We start from the raw sequence: 18,135 nt of genomic DNA on the forward strand, positions 1-18,135 counted from the left end.
TCCACTGGGCAGTCCTTGTTCTCCGGTCTTGTTCGCGCTCAGCGGACAAGGGGCGTCAGGCGGAATCCAAGTACGTGTTCGCACGTTGGGCTTGAGGTAAAGGTGCAGGGCAACCGGAAGATGAAAGAGCGCACGGCCGGAGAGCGGCCGAGGCGCGAACGGGCCGCAATCAGCCGTAGTGGTACGCCAGCGCGACCGCTTGGCTACTAGAGTGGTCTTACGGTGCTGAATCCATCGCGGTGAAAGCACGATGGATACGGGCCGCCGTCGCAGCAGTCGAGGGAGTGCACATGTTTGAAAGGTTCACCGACCGCGCGAGGCGGGTGGTCGTCCTGGCCCAAGAAGAAGCCAGGATGCTCAACCACAACTACATCGGCACCGAGCACATCCTCCTGGGTCTGATCCACGAGGGTGAAGGTGTCGCCGCCAAGGCGCTGGAATCGCTGGGCATCGCGCTGGAGGGCGTCCGCCAGCAGGTCGAGGAGATCATCGGCCAGGGGCAGCAGGCCCCGAGCGGGCACATCCCCTTCACTCCGCGGGCCAAGAAGGTGCTTGAGCTGTCGCTGCGCGAAGCGCTGCAGCTCGGCCACAACTACATCGGCACCGAGCACATCCTGCTCGGGCTGATCCGCGAGGGAGAAGGCGTCGCCGCACAGGTGCTCGTCAAGCTCGGCGCGGACCTCAACCGGGTGCGTCAGCAGGTCCTGCAGCTGCTGTCGGGCTACCAGGGTGGCAAGGAGTCGACCGAGACCGGCTCCGGACGCGGTGAAGGCACCCCGTCGTCGTCGCTGGTGCTCGACCAGTTCGGCCGCAACCTGACCGTGCAGGCCCGCGAAGGCAAGCTCGACCCGGTCATCGGCCGAGGTAAAGAGATCGAGCGGGTCATGCAGGTGCTGTCGCGGCGCACCAAGAACAACCCGGTCCTGATCGGTGAGCCCGGCGTCGGCAAGACCGCCGTCGTCGAAGGGCTCGCGCAGAACATCGTCAAGGGCGAGGTCCCGGAGACGCTGAAGGACAAGCAGCTCTACACCCTCGACCTCGGCTCCCTGGTCGCCGGTTCCCGGTACCGCGGTGACTTCGAAGAGCGCCTCAAGAAGGTGCTCAAGGAGATCAAGACCCGCGGCGACATCATCCTGTTCATCGACGAGCTGCACACGCTCGTCGGCGCGGGTGCCGCCGAGGGCGCGATCGACGCCGCGTCGATCCTGAAGCCGATGCTGGCCCGTGGCGAGCTGCAGACGATCGGCGCGACCACGCTCGAGGAGTACCGCAAGTACATCGAGAAGGACGCCGCGCTGGAACGCCGTTTCCAGCCGATCCAGGTCGGCGAGCCGTCGCTCGAGCACACGATCGAGATCCTCAAGGGTCTCCGCGACCGGTACGAGGCGCACCACCGCGTCTCGATCACCGACGGCGCGCTGGTGCAGGCGGCCACCCTGGCGGACCGCTACATCAACGACCGGTTCCTGCCGGACAAGGCCATCGACCTGATCGACGAGGCGGGCGCGCGGATGCGCATCCGCCGGATGACCGCGCCGCCGGACCTGCGCGAGTTCGACGAGAAGATCGCCGACGTGCGCCGGGACAAGGAGTCCGCGATAGACGCGCAGGACTTCGAGCGCGCCGCCCGCCTCCGTGACGAGGAGAAGACCCTCCTCGGCCAGAAGGGCGAGCGGGAGAAGCAGTGGAAGGACGGCGACCTCGACGTCGTCGCCGAGGTCGACGAGGAGCAGATCGCCGAGGTCCTCGCCAACTGGACCGGCATCCCGGTGTTCAAGCTCACCGAGGAGGAGACCACGCGTCTGCTCCGCATGGAGGACGAGCTGCACAAGCGGATCATCGGCCAGGAGGACGCGGTCAAGGCCGTCTCCCAGGCGATCCGCCGTACTCGCGCCGGTCTGAAGGACCCGAAGCGCCCCTCCGGCTCGTTCATCTTCGCCGGCCCGTCCGGTGTCGGTAAGACCGAGCTGTCCAAGGCGCTCGCGGCGTTCCTGTTCGGCGAGGACGACGCGCTCATCCAGATCGACATGGGCGAGTTCCACGACCGCTACACCGCTTCGCGGCTCTTCGGTGCCCCTCCGGGCTACGTCGGCTACGAAGAAGGCGGCCAGCTGACCGAGAAGGTGCGGCGCAAGCCGTTCTCGGTGGTGCTGTTCGACGAGATCGAGAAGGCCCACCAGGAGATCTACAACACGCTCCTGCAGGTCCTCGAAGACGGCCGTCTCACCGACGGCCAGGGTCGTACGGTCGACTTCAAGAACACCGTGCTCATCTTCACCTCGAACCTCGGTACCTCGGACATCTCCAAGTCCGTTTCGCTCGGTTTCTCCCAGAGCGGGGACACCGCGAACCGGTACGAGAAGATGAAGCAAAAGGTCAACGAGGAGATGAAGAAGCATTTCCGGCCGGAGTTCCTGAACCGGATCGACGACATCATCGTCTTCCACCAGCTGACCAAGGACCAGATCATCCAGATGGTCGATCTGATGGCCGCCCGGGTCGAGAAGCAGCTCAAGGCCAAGGACATGGAGCTCGAGCTCACGCCCAAGGCCAAGGCGCTGCTGGCGAAGCGCGGCTTCGACCCGGTGCTGGGCGCGCGGCCGCTGCGCCGCACGATCCAGCGCGAGATCGAGGACCAGCTGTCGGAGAAGATCCTGTTCGGCGAGATCCAGGCGGGCCAGATCATCCTGGTCGACGTCGAAGGCTGGAACGACGAAGAGGGCGAGAAGGACGACAAGGCGCACTTCGTCTTCCGTGGCGAAGCCCGTCCCTCGTCGGTCCCGGACGCCCCGCCGGTCAGCATCGGCGCCGGCTCGAGCGAAGAGAACGGTGAAGCCGAGGCGGAGTAGGTCTCGGTGGGCGGAGCGTTCTGCCCTAGTAGTACATGAAGGCCCCCTTCCTTGCGCCTGGCGCCAGGAAGGGGGCCTTCATGTACTTGTGTGGGGGAGTGGGATCGGGTTCGGGCGCGGTGCCGGGACCGGTCCCGCTGCCGGACCGCGTCCCCCACTGTGTGGATTTTGGGACGTTAGACGACCCAAAGTCCACACAGTCCCGCGCGAGGAGTCCCTGTGACCACCGGACCCGAAGGGGGTGTGTGGAAATAGGGAAACTCAACGTCCCTATTTCCACACACCCCTCATCCGATGACCTCACATATCGGTGTTGTGGTGCCGATAGAGCAGGGAAGGGTGGCGGTGACGCGCCCGACCGCCGCTTTCGATCGCGCGGCTGCGGTTCGTGAGAGCACCGGCCTACATCCACGTGTGGAAGTGCTGCGCCCCCTGGAGAACGCGAAGCCGGGCAAGGCGTCGCCGTAAGGTGCCGATCTTCGCGTGAGACGATGCCATCGGGTCCGGGAGGGGGTCAGGTGGACGTTCTGGCGATCGATTTCGGTACCTCCAGCACGGTCGGGGTGCTCTCGATCCACGGCAGGGGGACGCAGGTCGTCGAGATCGACGGGTCGGTGACGATGTCGTCCGCGATCTACGTCGACAAGGACGGCACCGTCTTCGTCGGCCGCGACGCCGAACGCCGCGCCCGCTTGGATCCGAGCCGGTTCGAAGCGAACCCGAAGCGGCGTATCGACCAGGGCGCCCTTCAGCTCGGTGACGTCACGCTCCCCATCGCCGACGCCTTCGCCGCCGTCCTTCACCGCGTCGGCGAGGAGGCCGAGCTTCTCCTCCAGCGCCCGCCCGCGCAGGTACGCGTCTCCCATCCCGCGGGCTGGGGCCCGGAGCGCAAGCAGATCCTCCGCGACGCCGCGCTCAAGGCCGGATTCGGCACCACACTGCTCATTCCCGAGCCGGTCGCCGCCGCCGCGCATTACGCCTCCCTCGACCACGGCCACCGGCCGCCCGGTCCGATCGCGGTGTACGACCTCGGAGCGGGCACTTTCGACTGCGCGGTCGTCGGCGTCAGCGCCCAAGGGTTCGCCGTGCTCGCCGAGGACGGCTTGCCCGACCTCGGCAGTCTCGACATCGACCAGGCGCTGCTGGTGCACATCGGCCGCGAGGTGTCGCATTCGGAACCGGCTCAGTGGCAACGGATCCTGCGGCCGCAGTCGGTCAGTGACCGCCGGACGCGCCGATCGTTGCTGCAGGACGTCCGTGACGCCAAGGAAAGCCTGTCCCGGCACCAGCAGACCGAGATCCCGATGCCGGAGCCGTTCAGGGACGTGCGGGTCAGCCGGATGGAGCTCGAGGCGCTCGTCCGGCCGAGTTTCCTGCGCAGCGCCGAACTCCTGGCCACCACCATCCGCCGCGCCGGGCTCGCCCCGGCCCACCTCGGCGGCGTCTACCTCGTCGGCGGGCCGAGCCGGATGCCGTTGCTGGCGAGTCTGCTGGCGAATCAGCTCAGGATCACGCCGACGACGCAGGACCAGCCGGAGACGGCGGTCGCGTTCGGGTTGCACCACGTGCCGGCGGGTGGCGAGGACTCCCAGCTGACCGTACCCGCCTTCGCTCCTGTCGCGCCGCCGGTGCGAAGGCAGCAGCCGTCGGTCCAGCAGCAGCCGCCTCGGCGCCCGCAACCTCCGCGCTGGACGCCGCCGCAGCCCCCGCCGGGCCGGGATTGGCGGAAGCCCACGACGTACGGTGTCATCGTGCTCGCTCTCGCGGCGATCGTGACGACGATCGTCCTGCTCAGCGCCGGTAAGGAAGAACCGGTCGCCGTGGCACCGGAAAAGCGACCGGCCTGCGACCAGGCGGGCCGGAAGGACACGCAGGGGTTCACGGACTGCCTCCGCCGGATCGCCGCCGTCATCCCGAGGCGGGACGACTGCCGGGACGCGCCGGACGCGGCCGCCGCGATGGGCGCGACGTCGGCGGTCACCTGCGTGTTCAAGAACGAGGGGGCGTCGAACGCGATCAACTACTACCAGGGCGTCGCGATGACCGCCTTGGAGGACGACGCCCGGCGCCAGATGACCAAGGGCAAACCCGTGGAGGGCACCTGGGCGGCCGACGGCCTGCGCGGGCGTTACCTGGCGGGCGTTGGCAAGCGAAGCGGCGTCGTGCTCTTCGGGACCGAAGACGCGCCAGTGAGCGCGATGCTCGTCTCGACCCGTCGCGACGGGACGGCGCGGACGACCCAGGAGATGGTCGACTTCTTCACGGCCCAGCTGAAGCCCTGATCGGGGTAGCCATGACTCCATGGAAGCCATCTGTGACCTGGCCGAACTGGAGCGGGTCGTGGGGAGCAGACAGCTGCCGGTGATGATGAAGTCCATCGACAGGCTGGCGGTGATCACCTCACGGGACGGTGACGGTCAGGCCGACGCCAGTCCCAAGGGCGACCCGCCCGGTGTCATCCGGCCGATCGGGCCGACGACCGTCGCGGTCGCCGACCGGCCCGGCAACCGCCGCACCGACACGTTCCACAATGTCCTCGAACAGCCGGACGTGGCGATCGTGGCCCTCGCGCCCGGCGACGACCGCGTCCTCGAACTCACCGGCACCGCGAGCGTCAGCGCGGATCCCGCGCTGCGCGAGCCGATGGCCGAGCGTGGCCGCACGCCCAAGGCGGTGCTGCTGGTCGAGGTGGCGCGCGCGGCTCAAGCACAGCGCGACGGTCCGCGATGCCCGTCTCTGGGACGCCGGGCAGCATGTCGACCCGGAAGGACTACCCAAACCCGCCGCGATCTGGACCGACCACGTCAAGCTCAACGAGACCACCGGCGTCGCCGCGAAGCTCCTGCGGAAGGCGGCGGGCGAGCGGATGATGCGTGCCGCGATCTCCGTGGACTACCGGCAGAACCTGTACTGAGTCAGTGCAGGGTGCCCGCGGGCGTCGAAAGATCCTCGGTGACCGAAAGCGCCGTGTCGACGATGATCCCCAGCGCCTCCGCCGCCCGATGCACGGCGAGGCTCGGCGCCGTCGTCCGCGCGGCCTGTTCCGGCGTGTAGGGAACGTGCACGAAACCGCCCCGGACGCCGGGAAAGTCGTTGTCCAGCAAGTGCATCAGCCCGTAGAAGACCTGGTTGCACACATACGTCCCGGCCGTGTGCGAGACCGACGCCGGAAGTCCCGCGGCCTCGATCCCCGCGACGCACGCCTTCACCGGCAAGGTCGTGAAGTACGCGTTCGGCCCGCCGGGGATCACCGGGACGTCGACGGGCTGCGAGCCCGCGTTGTCCGGGACACGCGCGTCGATCAGGTTGATCGCGACCCGTTCCGGGGTGACGCCTGCCCGGCCACCCGCCTGTCCTACGCAGATCACCAGTTCAGGCCGGTACTCGTCGATCGCGTCGCGCAAGGTGACCAGCGAACGCGAGAACACACACGGCAGTTCGACGGCCACCGTGTCGTGCCGACGGCCGGTGAGCAGGGAAACCGCCTGCCACGACGGGTTCACCCGCTCACCGCCGAACGGATCGAAACCGGTGAGGAGCACTGACGTCATGCCTCTCACCCTAACGTGTGACGGAGGTCAGGCCGCCGGCTTGAGGTCCCCGGGGTAGAGGAACTCGGGCGCGGGCTTGGTGTTGCCGTAGAACCACGCGTCGAAGAAGCCTTGGAGGTTCTTGTGCGCCATGCGTTCGGCGAACCTCTGGAACTCCGGCAGGCTCGCGTTGCCGTCGCGGTGCAGTGACGGCCACGTCTTCAGGATGCGGTCGAACGGAGCCGCGCCGATGTAGTTCTTCAGCGCGTGCAGTGCCGCCGGGCCCTTCGAGTACACGTAGGTGAACTCGTTGCCGGGCCCCATGTCGTACAGCTTCCCGGCCCAGAACCGGTCCGTCGCCTTTTGCACGGCGGTCAGGTAGCGCGCCTTGAGGTCCTGGCCCGACTTCGCCTCGGACCACATCCACTCCGCGTAGGAGGCGAAGCATTCGTTGAGGCAGACGTCCTTCCACTTGTCGACGGCGACCGAGTCACCCCACCACTGGTGGGCGTTCTCGTGCACGATCGTCGGGATGTTGCCCGCCGCGCCCGAGTAGATCGGCCTGCTCAGCGTCTCCAGCGAGAACCCGATCGGCTCGGCGAGGAAGATGCCGCCCGCCGCGTCCACCGGGTACCGCCCGAACCTCGACGCCAGGAAGTCGATGATCTCCGGCAGCCGCGCCTCGGCCTGCTTGGTCGCGGCGGGGGTGCCGGGGGCATAGGCGTTGACGACCGGGGTGCCGTCGGACAGCTTCGTCCGCTCGAACTCCCATTTGTCGATCGCGACCGTCGTCATGTACGGCACGGCCGGGGTCTCCTCGGCCCAGACGTACGTGGTGTTCTCGCCGTTCTTGAACCGCCCCCGCTCGCGGCCGTTGGAGATGACGCCCCACTCCGAGGGCACGGTGACCGTGAGATGGAAGGTCGCCTTGTCGCGCGGGGTGTCGTTGACCGGGTACCAGGTCGTCGCGGACTTCGGCTCGCCCGCGACGAACGCGCCGCCGGATTTCGCGAACTGCCAGCCGTTCTCGCCGAGCAGCGGATCTTCGATCGGCCGCGGGACGCCGTGGTAGGCGATTTCGGCGGTGAACCGCTCGTGGCCGCGCAGCGGGCGGGCCGGGGTGATCACCAGTTCGTGGTCACCGGTCCGGGTGAAGGCCGCCTTCCGCCCGTTGACCTTGACCGAGTCGACGGTCAGCCCGCGCAGGTCGAGGTTGAACGAGCTCAGGGACTGCGTCGTCCGGCCGGTGATCGTCTGCAGGCCGGTGAGCTGTTTGGTGGCCGGTTCGTAGCCGATTTTCAGGTGGTAGTCGCCGACGTCGTAGCCGCCGTTGCCGTCCTGCGGGTAGTAGCTGTCGCCCGCGCCGTCGGCGCCGGGTTCGCCGGTGTCGGCGAGGGCGGTCCCACCGCCGAGGACACTCGCGGCCAGGACGGCGGCGATGACGGCCGCACTCCGGTACCTCATTCACGCTCCCAGTCGATCGGCTGTCGCTTCGGACCCGAACGTAGCCCGGTGACCGCGGCCGTCCGCCCGGAAAGCTCCTCCGTGCCCGGATAATCCCCACTTCCGTCGCCTGAACGGAGTCCGGAGTCCGACAGCGCGCTCTGAGATACCCGGCCTGGCCGGGCTGTCCGTTCGCGGGTTCTGGAAAGCTGGGGTCGTGCGTGTGACGCTGCTGGGCCCGGTCGGAGCGGAGGCCGGAGACGGCACCCCGGTCGACATCGGCGGTGTCCGCCTCCGCATGCTCTTGGCGAGGCTGGCGCTGGACCCCGGCCGGGGTGTCCCGGCGACGGTCCTCATCGACGGTCTCTGGGGCGCGGAACCGCCCGCCGACGCGGCGAACGCGCTGCAGTCCCTGGTCTCGCGGCTGCGCAAGGTCCTGCGTGCCGACGGCGTCACCCTCGACTCGGGCACTGGCGGTTACCGGCTGGACGTCGCCCGCGAGGACGTCGACGTGTACCGCTTCGAACGGCTGGCCGCGGAGGGGCGGGCCGAGCTGGCGGCGGGCCGGGACTCCGGTGCGGCCGCGATCCTCGCCGAAGCACTCGGCCTCTGGCGTGGCCAAGCGCTGTCCGACGTGCTCGAAGCCCCCTTCGCGCAGGCACCGGCGACCCGGCTGGAGGATCTGCGTCTCGAAGCCGCCGAAGATCGCTTCGAGGCCGAGATCCGGCTCGGCGGGCAAGACCGGGTCCTGGCGGACCTCAAGGAGGCGGCCGCGGGGAATCCACTGCGCGAACGTCTCGCGGGGCTGTGGATCCGGGCGTTGTGCGCGGCGGACCGGCAGTCCGACGCACTCGCCGTCTACGAGGAGGTCCGGGCTGCGCTGGCCGACCAGCTTGGCGTCGACCCCTCGTCCGAGCTCCAGGAGATCCACCTCGCCGCGCTGCGCGGCGAACTCGGCCCGCCACCCGCGGCCGCCGACCATCTCCCGGTCCGGCTGACCAGCTTCGTCGGCCGTGACGACGAGTTGAAGCTGGTCGCCGAACTCCTCGCCGGCGCTCGGCTGGTGACGCTGGTCGGGTCCGGCGGCGCCGGGAAGACGCGGCTGGCCACCGAGGTCGCGACGCGGCATCCGGCGCACGCGCGCGGGCGTGTCTGGTTCGTGCCGCTCGCCGGCGTCCGCGACCCTGGCGACCTGCCCGGCGCGGTCTTCGCGGCGCTGGAACTGTGGGACCTCGGCCTCTCGCACGGCGACCCGATGCGGCGCCCGGTGGACGCGCTGGCCAGGGCCGTGGAGACGCTCGGCGCCGGTGACGCGCTGCTGGTGCTGGACAACTGCGAGCATCTGGTCGACGCGGCCGCCGAGCTGGCGAACACCCTGCTGCGCCGCGTGCCGACCCTGCGGATCCTCGCGACGAGCCGCGAGGCGCTGGCCATCGACGGTGAGACACTGTGCCCGCTCGGCCCGCTCGCCGTGCCGGACGGGACGCCGACCGTGCCGCAGGCGGCCGAAGCCGGGGCGATCCGGCTGTTCGTCGACAGGGCCGTGGCCGTCCGCCCGGACTTCGTCCTCGACGAGTCCACTGTGGACGAGGTCGCGCAGATCTGCCGACGGCTGGACGGGATGCCGCTGGCACTGGAATTGGCCGCCGCGCGGCTGCGGTCGATGACCGTCGCGCAGATCTCGCAGCGCCTCGACGACCGGTTCCGCCTGCTGACCTCGGGCAGCCGGACGGCGTTGCCGAGGCAGCGCACGCTGCGTGCCGTCGTCGAATGGAGCTGGGATCTGCTCGACGACGCCGAACGCGTCCTCGCCAGACGGCTGTCGGTCTTCGGTGCGGGTGCCGAGGTCGAAGCGGTCGAAAGCGTCTGTGCCGGTGAAGGACTGCCCGCCGAAGACGCCCTGTACGTCCTTGGTTCACTGGTCGAGAAGTCCATCGTGGACGCCATGGCGGGCGATCAGGGCGAGCCCCGGTATCGCATGCTGGAGACCATCCGGGCTTACGCGGCGGAGCGCCTCGACGAGGCGGGAGAGCGTGCGAGGCTGGCGAAGGCGTACCACCGCTACTACGCCGAACTCGCCGAGCGGCTGGAGCCGTCGCTGCGGACGAGGAACCAGCTCGTCGCCATCTCGCGGTACGACGCCGAGAACGGCAACCTCGTGACGGCGCTCCGTCAGGCGATCGACGCGGACGACGTGGAGATGGCGACGCGCCTGTTCGGTGGCTCCTTCTGGTACTGGCTGATCAAAGGTGACAGTGACCGGTTGGAGGGGTTCGTCGCCGAGGTGCTCGCTTTCGGTGACCGCCTGGAGGAGGACTTCGCCGCCGCGTTCCGGGCGATCCGCGCGATGATGGCGATGGTGCCTGGAATCGGCGATCCGGAAGAGGGCGTCGCGTTGATCGACCACTGCGTGCGGACGAACGCGCAGGAACGGTTCGCCGGACTGGCTCTCGGGCTGCCGATGCTCGCGTTCTTCTGTCAGGACAAGGAACTCGCGCACCGCGAGGTGACGCGGGCGCTGCTGAGCCTGGACCCGTGGGCGCGCGCCGCCGCTTCGTGGGCGCAGAGTTTCATCCTCGGTGACGAAGGGGACCCCGAGGGGGCGGGACAGGCGAGGGACCGGGCCTTCGAAGGGTTCTCGGCCGTGGGCGACCGGTGGGGCACCGCGATGGCGGTGGGCATGAAGGCGTCCGACATCTCGATGTCCGGTGACCACGAAGCCGCGATTTCGCTGTACCGGCAAGGGATCGCCCTCGCCCTCGAACTGGGTTCGCAGGACGACGTGATCCAGCAGCGCTGGCGGCTCGCGACGGAGTACGCGCGGGCCGGTGACCTCGACACGGCGATGCGCGAGATCCGGGAGGCGGAGCGCTACGCGATCGACACGGGCAACGATCAGCTCGCGGTGATGGTGCTGGTGGGCAAGGCCGACCTGCTCAGCCGCGCCGGCCGGGTGGACGAGGCACGCGAGGTCGCCGCGCGGTTCCGGGCGCGGATGGCCCAGGTGCCGCTGCCGGGCCTGTTCGGCGAGGAGTTCGGCGGGCTCATCGACACGGAGGTGGCGCTGGCCGCCGGCGAGCTGGACGAGGCCGAGCGCGCGGCCGTCGTCGTCGTGAAGTCCACCAAGGAGCGGGGCGACATGGCCGACCTCGGCCGGATCGTCGAGATCTTCGCCCTGATCCGCTTCCGGCAGGGACGGGCCGAGAGCGCTGTCCGGCTGGTCGGCGCGGCGAAACTCCTCCGCGGCAAGCTTGACCTCGGCGAACCGTCGATCCGGGTGTTGATCGACGACCTTCGCGAGCACTTCGGGGAGGAGCGCTACGAGTCGCTGCTCGGCCAGGACGCTGGACTGCCCCGGGCCGAATTGCTCTCCTGGCTGAGTTCCGAAGCGAGTACGTGAAGCGGGCCTTCAAGGTCCGGGTCCAGGCAAAGTCGACGCCGCGGGGCTATACCGGTTGCGGAGCTTGATCAACAGGGGTTCGAGGACATGCCTCGCCCAAGAACTCCCCGCTCGGCTCTTGCGGGCACGAGCGATGTCAAGTCCCGATTACCAAGAACAGCCCTGACCAGCGGCTCTGCGACTTTGCCGGGACCCTGCCCTCGAGGTAGCGAAGGAGGCCTTAAGCGCGTTCCCCTGACCCCCGTCAGACGCGCTTCCGATAGGCCCAAGTGGCGAGCGGGAAGAAGACCGCGATCGCGGCCGCCATCCAGATCAGCGCGCCGGTGAGCGGCCCGGCGACCGGTCCGCCGTTCATCAGCCCGCGCAGCACGTCGGACATCTGCGTCACCGGACTGATGTCCGCCCACGCCTTCAGCCAGCCGGGCATGGTGCCGGTCTGCACGAACACGTTGCTGCCGAAGGTCAGCGGCATGAGCACCACGAACATCAGGCCCTGAACCGCGCCGGGGCTCTTCACCAGCATCCCGACGAACACCGACGCCCAGCAGAACGCCAGCGCGAACGCGATGACCAGCACCACGGCCAGCGCGAACTCCGCCGGGCCGGTCTGGATCCGGTAGCCCATGATCGTCGCGACGATCATCAGCACGGTGATGCACACCAGGTAGCGCACGATGTCGGCCAGCACGGCGCCGATCAGCGGGGCGGACCTGGCGATCGGCATCGCGCGGAACCGGTCGAACACGCCCTTGGTGACGTCGGTGTTGAGCTGGACCCCGACGGTCATGCTGGCCTGCAGGATGTTGAACACCATGATGCCGGGCACGATCATCTGCAGGTAGTCGTCGATGCTCGGGGCGAGCGCGCCACCGAACAGGTAGACGAACATGACCAGGAAGATGATCGGCGCGATGGTGACGTCGGCCAGCTGCTCCGGGTTCTTGCGGATCTTCAGGATTCCGCGCCAGGCAAGGGAAAGTCCGTGCTGGACGCTGCTGGACAGTGAAACGCGCGCCTGCGCGGGCGCGGCGATGGTCGTCATACCAGGCTCCCTTCCGGAGTCGTGTCCTTTGTGGACTCTTCGGGCCGCTTGCCGGTGAGTGCGAGGAAGACCTCGTCGAGGCTGGGCAGTCGCAGCGCCAGCTCGTCCGCGGTGATCCCGGCTTCGTCCAGTTTGCGGACCAAGGTGGACAGCAGGACGGGGTCGGCGACGGGCGCGGTGAGCAGTCCCGTGTCGTTGTCCCGGTTCGGCCGGACCCCGGTGAGTCCGGCCAGGATGCGCTCGACGGCGTCGAGATCGGCGAGCGCGGTCGGCCGGACCTGCAGCGTCTGGCCGCCGGTCCGCCGCTTGAGCTCGTCGGCCCGGCCGTTCGCCACGACCAGCCCGTGGTCGAACACGGTGATCGTGTCGGCCAGCTGGTCGGCCTCCTCCAGGTACTGCGTGGTGAGCAGCACCGTCGTCCCGTCCGCGACCAGCGTCCGGACCACGGCCCAGACCTCGTTGCGGGCGTGCGGGTCGAGTCCGGTGGTCGGCTCGTCCAGGTAGAGCACCTTCGGACGGCCGACAAGGCTCGCGGCGAGGTCGAGCCGTCGCCGCATCCCGCCCGAGTAGGTCTTGATCGCGCGTCCGGCGGCGTCGGTCAGCTCGAACCGCTCCAGCAGATCGGCAGCCCGCTTCTTCGCGTCGGCCCTGGAGAACTCCAGCAGCCTGCCGATCAGCACGAGGTTCTCCGTGCCGGAGAGGTCCTCGTCGACCGACGCGTACTGCCCGGTCAGCCCGATCATGCCGCGGACCTGCATCGGGTTCTTGACGACGTCGTAGCCGAAGACGCTCGCGTGGCCGCGATCCGGCCGGATCAAGGTGGCCAGGATCCGGACGGCGGTCGTCTTCCCCGCGCCGTTCGGCCCCAGCACCCCGACCACCTTGCCCGACGGGACCTCCAGATCGACCCCGTCGAGCGCCTTCGTCTCCCCATAGTGTTTGACCAGGCCTTCGGCCCTGATCGCGTGAGTCATGTTTCCTCCTGTGGATCTCGCCCCGCGGACAAAGGTGCCCTCCCAGGCTGGCAGACCGCGCACAGCGCGCTGGCAAAACCTGGCAATCCCTGATAAGCGCTGGTAGGCACGGTGTGAGGAGGTTGTGAAGGTGTTGTGGAGGTCGCCGTCACACCGCGCATGATCGGCATACTCGACGTCATGGTGATCGAAGACCGGGTGCGCGTGAGCCCACGGGGGAAGCTGGTCAGCGGGCTGCTGATCGGCGCGCTGGTGCCGTTCGCGGTGCTGACGGTGCTGCGGCTGGTGGGGTACGACGGCAACACGTACACGATCGCGGCGCTCGCGCTGACGCCGTACGCCGGGATCGCGACGCTGGTGCTCGCCGTCCTCGCGCTGGGATCGCGGCGCTGGTGGACAGGGGCGGTCGCACTGGTGCTGACCTTCACGATCGCCGCGCTGGTGCTGCCCCGCGCGTTCGCGAACGAGCAGAAGGCGCTCGGCGGGAAACACGTCCGCGTGCTGGCGTCGAATATGCTCGGCGGGCGGGCGGACCCGGCCACGATCGTCGGCTATGTGAAGGAACACCAGGTCGACGTCCTGAGCCTCACCGAGATGACGGCCGAGGCGATCGCCGGGCTGGAACGCGCCGGGCTGTTCAAGATCTTGCCGTTCCACGTGCTGCACCCGGCGGAGTGGGCGTCCGGCTCCGGGGTGGTGTCGAAGTACCCGCTCACGCCGTTGAAGCTGAGCGGCGACTCGAACCACAAACAGCCGAGTGCGAGCATCGATCTCGGCGACGGGATCCGGATCGAGGTCGTCGCGGTCCATCCGGCGGCGCCGATGTGGGACAGGCACACGTGGGTCGACGAGGCCAAGGACCTGCCCTACGCCGACGCGGAGCACGACATCCGGATCCTGGCGGGCGACTTCAACGCCAGCCTCGACCATTCACTCTTCCGTGAGCTGCTGACCAGGGGATACGTCGACGCGGCCGATCAGCTGGGGAAGGCGCTGCAGGGGACCTGGACGAACGGGATGGTGCCGCCGGTGCCGATCGACCACGTGCTGGCGGACAAGCGGACGGCCATCGCGGACTTCAAGGTGCTGGAGACGCCCGGCAGTGATCACGACGCCGTCTACGCGGAGATCGTCCTGCCCTGAAGCGACTTTCCGCTGATGAGGACCCACGCGGCTGTTCGGGCCGGGACCTGGTCACCGCAGGCGATCGCGGTCGAGTGGAACCAGTCCGAAACGGCGGACCGCGATCTGTGCCTCAGGCGAGCAGGGCGTCCAGCGCCTTGAGGGTTTCGAGGCCGTCGCTCGCCAGCGAGACGCCGCGGTCGTGCCGGATCTGCGGCTCGCGCGGATTGACGCGGACGAGTGAACCGGTCGCGGCGCTGGCCAGCTCCGAATAGCGCCGCACCGTCGGCACGGCCTGTCCGGCGCCGAGTTCCACCACCACGAGGTCGCGATGCGCGCGACGCCACGCTGTCAGCTCGTCGAGCTGGGCCTGGCTACGCCGTTCCAGCCAGTCGTAGTCGCCGAACATCAGGATGTTGGGCCGCGCGAGACCGCCGCAGCGCGGGCACGACGGCAGCGGTTTCAGCGCGCGCATCGTTTCCTCGTCGAGGGGGACCTCGACGTCGTCCGCGGCCCAGATCTCGGTGGTGCACCGGGTGCGGCACTGGAGATGGTGAATGGACCCGTGCGCCTCGGCGACGTGCGGGTAGCCTGCCTTCTGGAACTGTCCGTCCACATTGGACGTGAAGGCCCGCGTGCCCCCGGGTTTCCGCGCTCCCCAGGACAGCAGGATCCGGAATCCCTCGTGCGGGACGGTGTCGCGGTACAGCGCGAGCCGGTGTCCGTAGAAACCCCAGGCCAGCTCGGGGTCATCGGCGAAATGCCGCGGGTCGGCGAGTTCGACGAAGCTGATGCCCAGCCGCGCGTACGGCGGATACGCCTTCCAGAACCCCTGGTCGCCCCGGAAATCGGGCAGGCCGGAGTCGACGCCCATCCCGGCACCGGCGCAGACGAGCAGCGCGCCGGCGCCGTCGATCAGTTCCGCGGCTCGTTCGAGCTCACTCACCCGGCTTCGAAGCCTGGACGACCTCGAATTCCAGCAGGTTCGCCCCGCTGGAGACCGGCTTCGCGCGCTCGCCCGCGTGCGCCTCGCGTGCCGGGCCGGACGCCCAAGCCTGGTATGCCTCTTCGGACTCCCACTTCGTGTAGACGAAGTAGCGCGTCTCGCCGGAGACCGGGCGGAGCAGTTCGAAGCCGAGGAAACCGGGCTGGTTGTCGACGGCGTGCAACCGCGCGGCGAACCTCTTCTCCAGCTCGGGGCCTGCGCCTTCGGGGACCTCGATCGCGTTGATCTTCACGACTGCCATACCGCCACCCTACGGTGAAACTCTTTCGCGCCGCGATGTGACGCGTGGGACCCAGGCGACCGTCGTAGAGCGCGCCGTTCTTGTGCCCCGGCGGCCAGGCCGTCGACCTGCGTGGACGCCGCCTTCTGTCCTTCGCCGCTCTCCGGGCACGAGCGGTCGATGCGGCTCAAGCCGATCGCCGGCCGGACTACCCGCTCCGCGGTGACCGCAACCAGAGGACTAATTGCGTGGTGCCTGAGCCTCCCGAAGCCCCCAAGACCGCAACTAGAGGACTAATTGCGGGGGCGCTTACCCCCGCAGGGTGCCTGGGAGCAGTTCGGCGTCCGGAGGAATCGCCGTGCCGTGGAACCAGGCGTCGAAGAACGGCCGCAGGTCCTGCCCCGCGAGCTTGATCGTGAACGCCTCGAAATCCGCCCAGGACGCGTTGGCGTTCCGGTAGGCCGCCGGCCACTCCTTCAGCAGCCGCGCGAACGCCCCTTCGCCGATCTTCCGCCGCAGCGCGTGGATGGCCAGGATCCCCTTGTCGTACACGCCGTGGAATTCCTGCCCCGCCCCCATGTCGACCAGTTTCGACGTCCAGAAATCCGGGCTGCCCCGCATGATCTCGAGTGCCGCGCGGTAGCGGTCATCGAGGTTCTGGCCGTCCCGCGACTCTTGCCACAGCCATTGCGCGTACGAGGCGAGGCATTCGTTGAGGCAGATGTCGGACCACGAATTCAGTGTCACCGAATCGCCGAACCACTGGTGTGCGGTTTCGTGCACCACGGTGACCAGGTCGGCCCATTTCGCGTAGGTGGGCCTGGTCTGGGTCTCCAGTGAGAAGTGGATGTCCTCGTCGAGGTAGATCCCGCCCGCCGCGTCCACCGGGTACGGCCCGAACTTCGAGGCCAGGAAGCCGATGATCTCCGGCAGCCGCCTGCCGGCGTCTCGCCGGTCCTCCGCGCCCGGCGCGTACGCGTTGACCAGCGGAGTCCCGTCGGGGAGGGACATCCGGTCGACGGTGAACTTGTCGATCGCCACCGTGGTCAGATAGGCCGCCACGGGCGTGCGTTCCTGCCAGGACGTCGTGGACCAGCCGTTCGCCGAGGTCTTCTGGATCTCGCGTCCGTTCGAGATGACGGTCCAGCCGTCCGGCACGCGGGCGGTGAGGTTGAACATCGCCTTGTCGCGTGGGGTTTCGTTGACGGGGTACCAGAACGACGCCGAATGCGGCTCGCCGACGATGAACGCGCCGCCGTCCTTCGACTTCTGCCAGCCGCTTTCGTTGCGGCCCGCCTTGGGTGTCGCCGATGGGTCGCCGCCGTAGACGACCTTCGTGCGGAAAGTGGTCCCGTTCCGGATCGGCTCGATGGGGGTCACCACCAGCTCGAATTCGCCCTCGCGGACGAACTTCGCCGGTTTTCCCTCCACTTCGACGGATTGGACCGTCAAGCCGCGTAAGTCCAGGTTGTACCGGTTGAGGTCCTGGGTCGCTTTCGCGGTCACCGTGGTGTCGCCGTCGAGTCGCCCCTTCGCGGGGTCGTAAGTGATCCCGACCTGGTATTCGCCCGCGTCGTAGCCGCCGTTCCCGTCCATCGGGTAATACGGGTCGCCCGCGCCCGAAGCGCCCGGCGTCGGGTTCGCCGGCGGAGGCGGAGGGGGAGTGGCCGGGGCATCATCGACGCTGCAACCGATAATCAGGGCGCCGACGACCCCCAGAACCAGGCCGGCGGCGGGGACACGGCTGCGCATGGAGGGGAGCTTAGTGGTGATTCACCGCGACGGGTTGATCACTTTCGGCGGCGAAGGGCCGCCGATCGTCCTCCTGCACGGGTTGATGGGCAGGGCGACGACGTGGTGGCGGGTCGCCGGACGACTCGAACGGTACGGGCGTGTCCACGGTCTCGACGCGCGCGGCCACGGACGCGGTCCACGTGGCGGGCCATGGCGCACCGAACGGTTCGCCGACGACTTGGCCGCGGTGCTGCGGACCTTCGACGAACCCGCCGTCCTGATCGGACATTCGATGGGCGGCCTGCACGCTTGGGTCACCGCGGCCACGTATCCCGGCCTCGTCCGCGCCGTGGTCTGCGAGGACTTCGCACCAGACCAGCGGGGACGGTCCGTGGACGACTGGCGCGGCTATTTCGAGTCCTGGCCGGTCCCGTTCCGGTCACTGGCCCACGTGCGTGAGTTCTTCGGGGGAACCGGCGACTACTTCATCGAATGCGTCGAGGAACGGGAAGACGGTTATCACCTGATCGCCTCGCTTCCCGATCTGTACGAGATCGCGGCGGAATGGGGACGGCGGGATTTCTGGGAGTACGTCGAACGTGTCGAATGCCCGCTGCTGGCGATCGAAGGTGAGCGGACGGCGATGCCGCACGGGCAGCAGGCCGAACTCGCGGCCCGCGTGCCCGGCGGCCTAGGCCGTCACATCGTCGTCGAGGGCGCCGGGCACGTCGTGCACGAAGAGGCCCCGGAGACCTACCTCGGTGCCGTCGAAGCCTTTCTTTCCGACGTCATCGGGTAGGTCCCGGAGCCGCACG

General features: G+C 68.8%; 13 protein-coding genes and 1 pseudogene. 7 read left to right on the forward strand and 7 right to left on the reverse strand.

All coding sequences use genetic code 11. From position 1 onward, the window contains the following. Window positions 1–290 precede the first annotated feature (290 nt). The 4 genes and pseudogenes from ACM6LU_RS34075 to ACM6LU_RS34090 all read left to right on the forward strand — a co-directional run bounded on the left by ACM6LU_RS34075 (window position 291) and on the right by ACM6LU_RS34090 (window position 5,763). Window positions 291–2,849, forward strand: a complete 2,559-nt coding sequence (locus ACM6LU_RS34075; RefSeq protein ID WP_414941952.1) for an ATP-dependent Clp protease ATP-binding subunit — start codon at window positions 291–293, stop codon at window positions 2,847–2,849. Between the two features lie 518 nt (window positions 2,850–3,367). Next, window positions 3,368–5,131: an Hsp70 family protein gene (locus ACM6LU_RS34080; protein ID WP_414941953.1), complete on the forward strand. Its 1,764-nt coding sequence runs from the start codon at window positions 3,368–3,370 to the stop codon at window positions 5,129–5,131. 85 nt (window positions 5,132–5,216) lie between these two features. Next, window positions 5,217–5,417, forward strand: a pseudogene (locus tag ACM6LU_RS34085) (pyridoxamine 5'-phosphate oxidase family protein); the annotation flags it as partial. A gap of 85 nt (window positions 5,418–5,502) precedes the next feature. Then, window positions 5,503–5,763 carry a hypothetical protein gene (locus ACM6LU_RS34090; protein ID WP_414942040.1) on the forward strand — a complete coding sequence of 87 codons (261 nt, stop codon included), beginning with the start codon at window positions 5,503–5,505 and terminating at the stop codon, window positions 5,761–5,763. Window position 5,764: 1 nt separating this feature from the next. Here the strand turns inward: ACM6LU_RS34090 and pcp are convergent, their stop codons facing one another. Beyond that, on the reverse strand, window positions 5,765–6,400 hold the full coding sequence (pcp, locus tag ACM6LU_RS34095) for a pyroglutamyl-peptidase I (protein WP_414941954.1): 636 nt from the start codon (window positions 6,398–6,400) through the stop codon (window positions 5,765–5,767). A 27-nt stretch (window positions 6,401–6,427) separates the two neighbouring features. After that, a complete protein-coding gene (locus tag ACM6LU_RS34100) occupies window positions 6,428–7,843 on the reverse strand; it encodes a M1 family metallopeptidase (RefSeq protein WP_414941955.1) in 1,416 nt (471 codons plus the stop codon). A gap of 196 nt (window positions 7,844–8,039) precedes the next feature. Here ACM6LU_RS34100 and ACM6LU_RS34105 point away from each other — a divergent pair, with 196 nt between their 5' ends. Then, window positions 8,040–11,222 (forward strand): BTAD domain-containing putative transcriptional regulator, encoded by a 3,183-nt coding sequence (locus ACM6LU_RS34105; protein WP_414941956.1) that lies wholly within the window; start codon window positions 8,040–8,042, stop codon window positions 11,220–11,222. A 244-nt stretch (window positions 11,223–11,466) separates the two neighbouring features. Here ACM6LU_RS34105 and ACM6LU_RS34110 read toward each other — a convergent pair whose 3' ends face one another. Both ACM6LU_RS34110 and ACM6LU_RS34115 read right to left on the reverse strand, forming a co-directional pair. Further along, window positions 11,467–12,264: an ABC transporter permease gene (locus ACM6LU_RS34110; RefSeq protein WP_414941957.1), complete on the reverse strand. Its 798-nt coding sequence runs from the start codon at window positions 12,262–12,264 to the stop codon at window positions 11,467–11,469. Beyond that, window positions 12,261–13,238: an ATP-binding cassette domain-containing protein gene (locus ACM6LU_RS34115; RefSeq protein ID WP_414941958.1), complete on the reverse strand. Its 978-nt coding sequence runs from the start codon at window positions 13,236–13,238 to the stop codon at window positions 12,261–12,263. Before ACM6LU_RS34115 ends, ACM6LU_RS34110 begins: the two co-directional genes overlap by 4 nt. 135 nt (window positions 13,239–13,373) lie before the next feature. Between ACM6LU_RS34115 and ACM6LU_RS34120 the strand changes: the two genes are divergently transcribed. Further along, the gene (locus ACM6LU_RS34120) at window positions 13,374–14,381 is read left to right on the forward strand and encodes an endonuclease/exonuclease/phosphatase family protein (RefSeq protein ID WP_414941959.1); all 1,008 of its coding nucleotides are present in this window, start codon (window positions 13,374–13,376) and stop codon (window positions 14,379–14,381) included. Between the two features lie 112 nt (window positions 14,382–14,493). On the opposite strand, the gene ACM6LU_RS34125 is transcribed toward ACM6LU_RS34120, so the two are convergent. The 3 genes from ACM6LU_RS34125 to ACM6LU_RS34135 form a co-directional block, all read right to left on the reverse strand. Continuing rightward, window positions 14,494–15,306 carry an SIR2 family NAD-dependent protein deacylase gene (locus ACM6LU_RS34125; RefSeq protein ID WP_414941961.1) on the reverse strand — a complete coding sequence of 271 codons (813 nt, stop codon included), beginning with the start codon at window positions 15,304–15,306 and terminating at the stop codon, window positions 14,494–14,496. After that, window positions 15,299–15,607, reverse strand: a complete 309-nt coding sequence (locus ACM6LU_RS34130) for an antibiotic biosynthesis monooxygenase family protein (protein WP_076155856.1) — start codon at window positions 15,605–15,607, stop codon at window positions 15,299–15,301. The genes ACM6LU_RS34125 and ACM6LU_RS34130 overlap by 8 nt, the downstream gene beginning before the upstream one ends. 288 nt (window positions 15,608–15,895) lie before the next feature. Then, entirely contained in the window at window positions 15,896–17,338 is a 1,443-nt protein-coding gene (locus ACM6LU_RS34135) for a M1 family metallopeptidase (protein ID WP_414941962.1), read from the reverse strand. Between ACM6LU_RS34135 and ACM6LU_RS34140 the strand changes: the two genes are divergently transcribed. Next, on the forward strand, window positions 17,337–18,119 hold the full coding sequence (locus tag ACM6LU_RS34140) for an alpha/beta fold hydrolase (RefSeq protein WP_414941963.1): 783 nt from the start codon (window positions 17,337–17,339) through the stop codon (window positions 18,117–18,119). The two genes, ACM6LU_RS34135 and ACM6LU_RS34140, sit on opposite strands and share 2 nt — an antisense overlap. Window positions 18,120–18,135: the final 16 nt, after the last annotated feature.

The organism is Amycolatopsis sp. cmx-11-51, assembly GCF_047608665.1.
In the GTDB taxonomy this organism is placed as follows: domain Bacteria; phylum Actinomycetota; class Actinomycetes; order Mycobacteriales; family Pseudonocardiaceae; genus Amycolatopsis.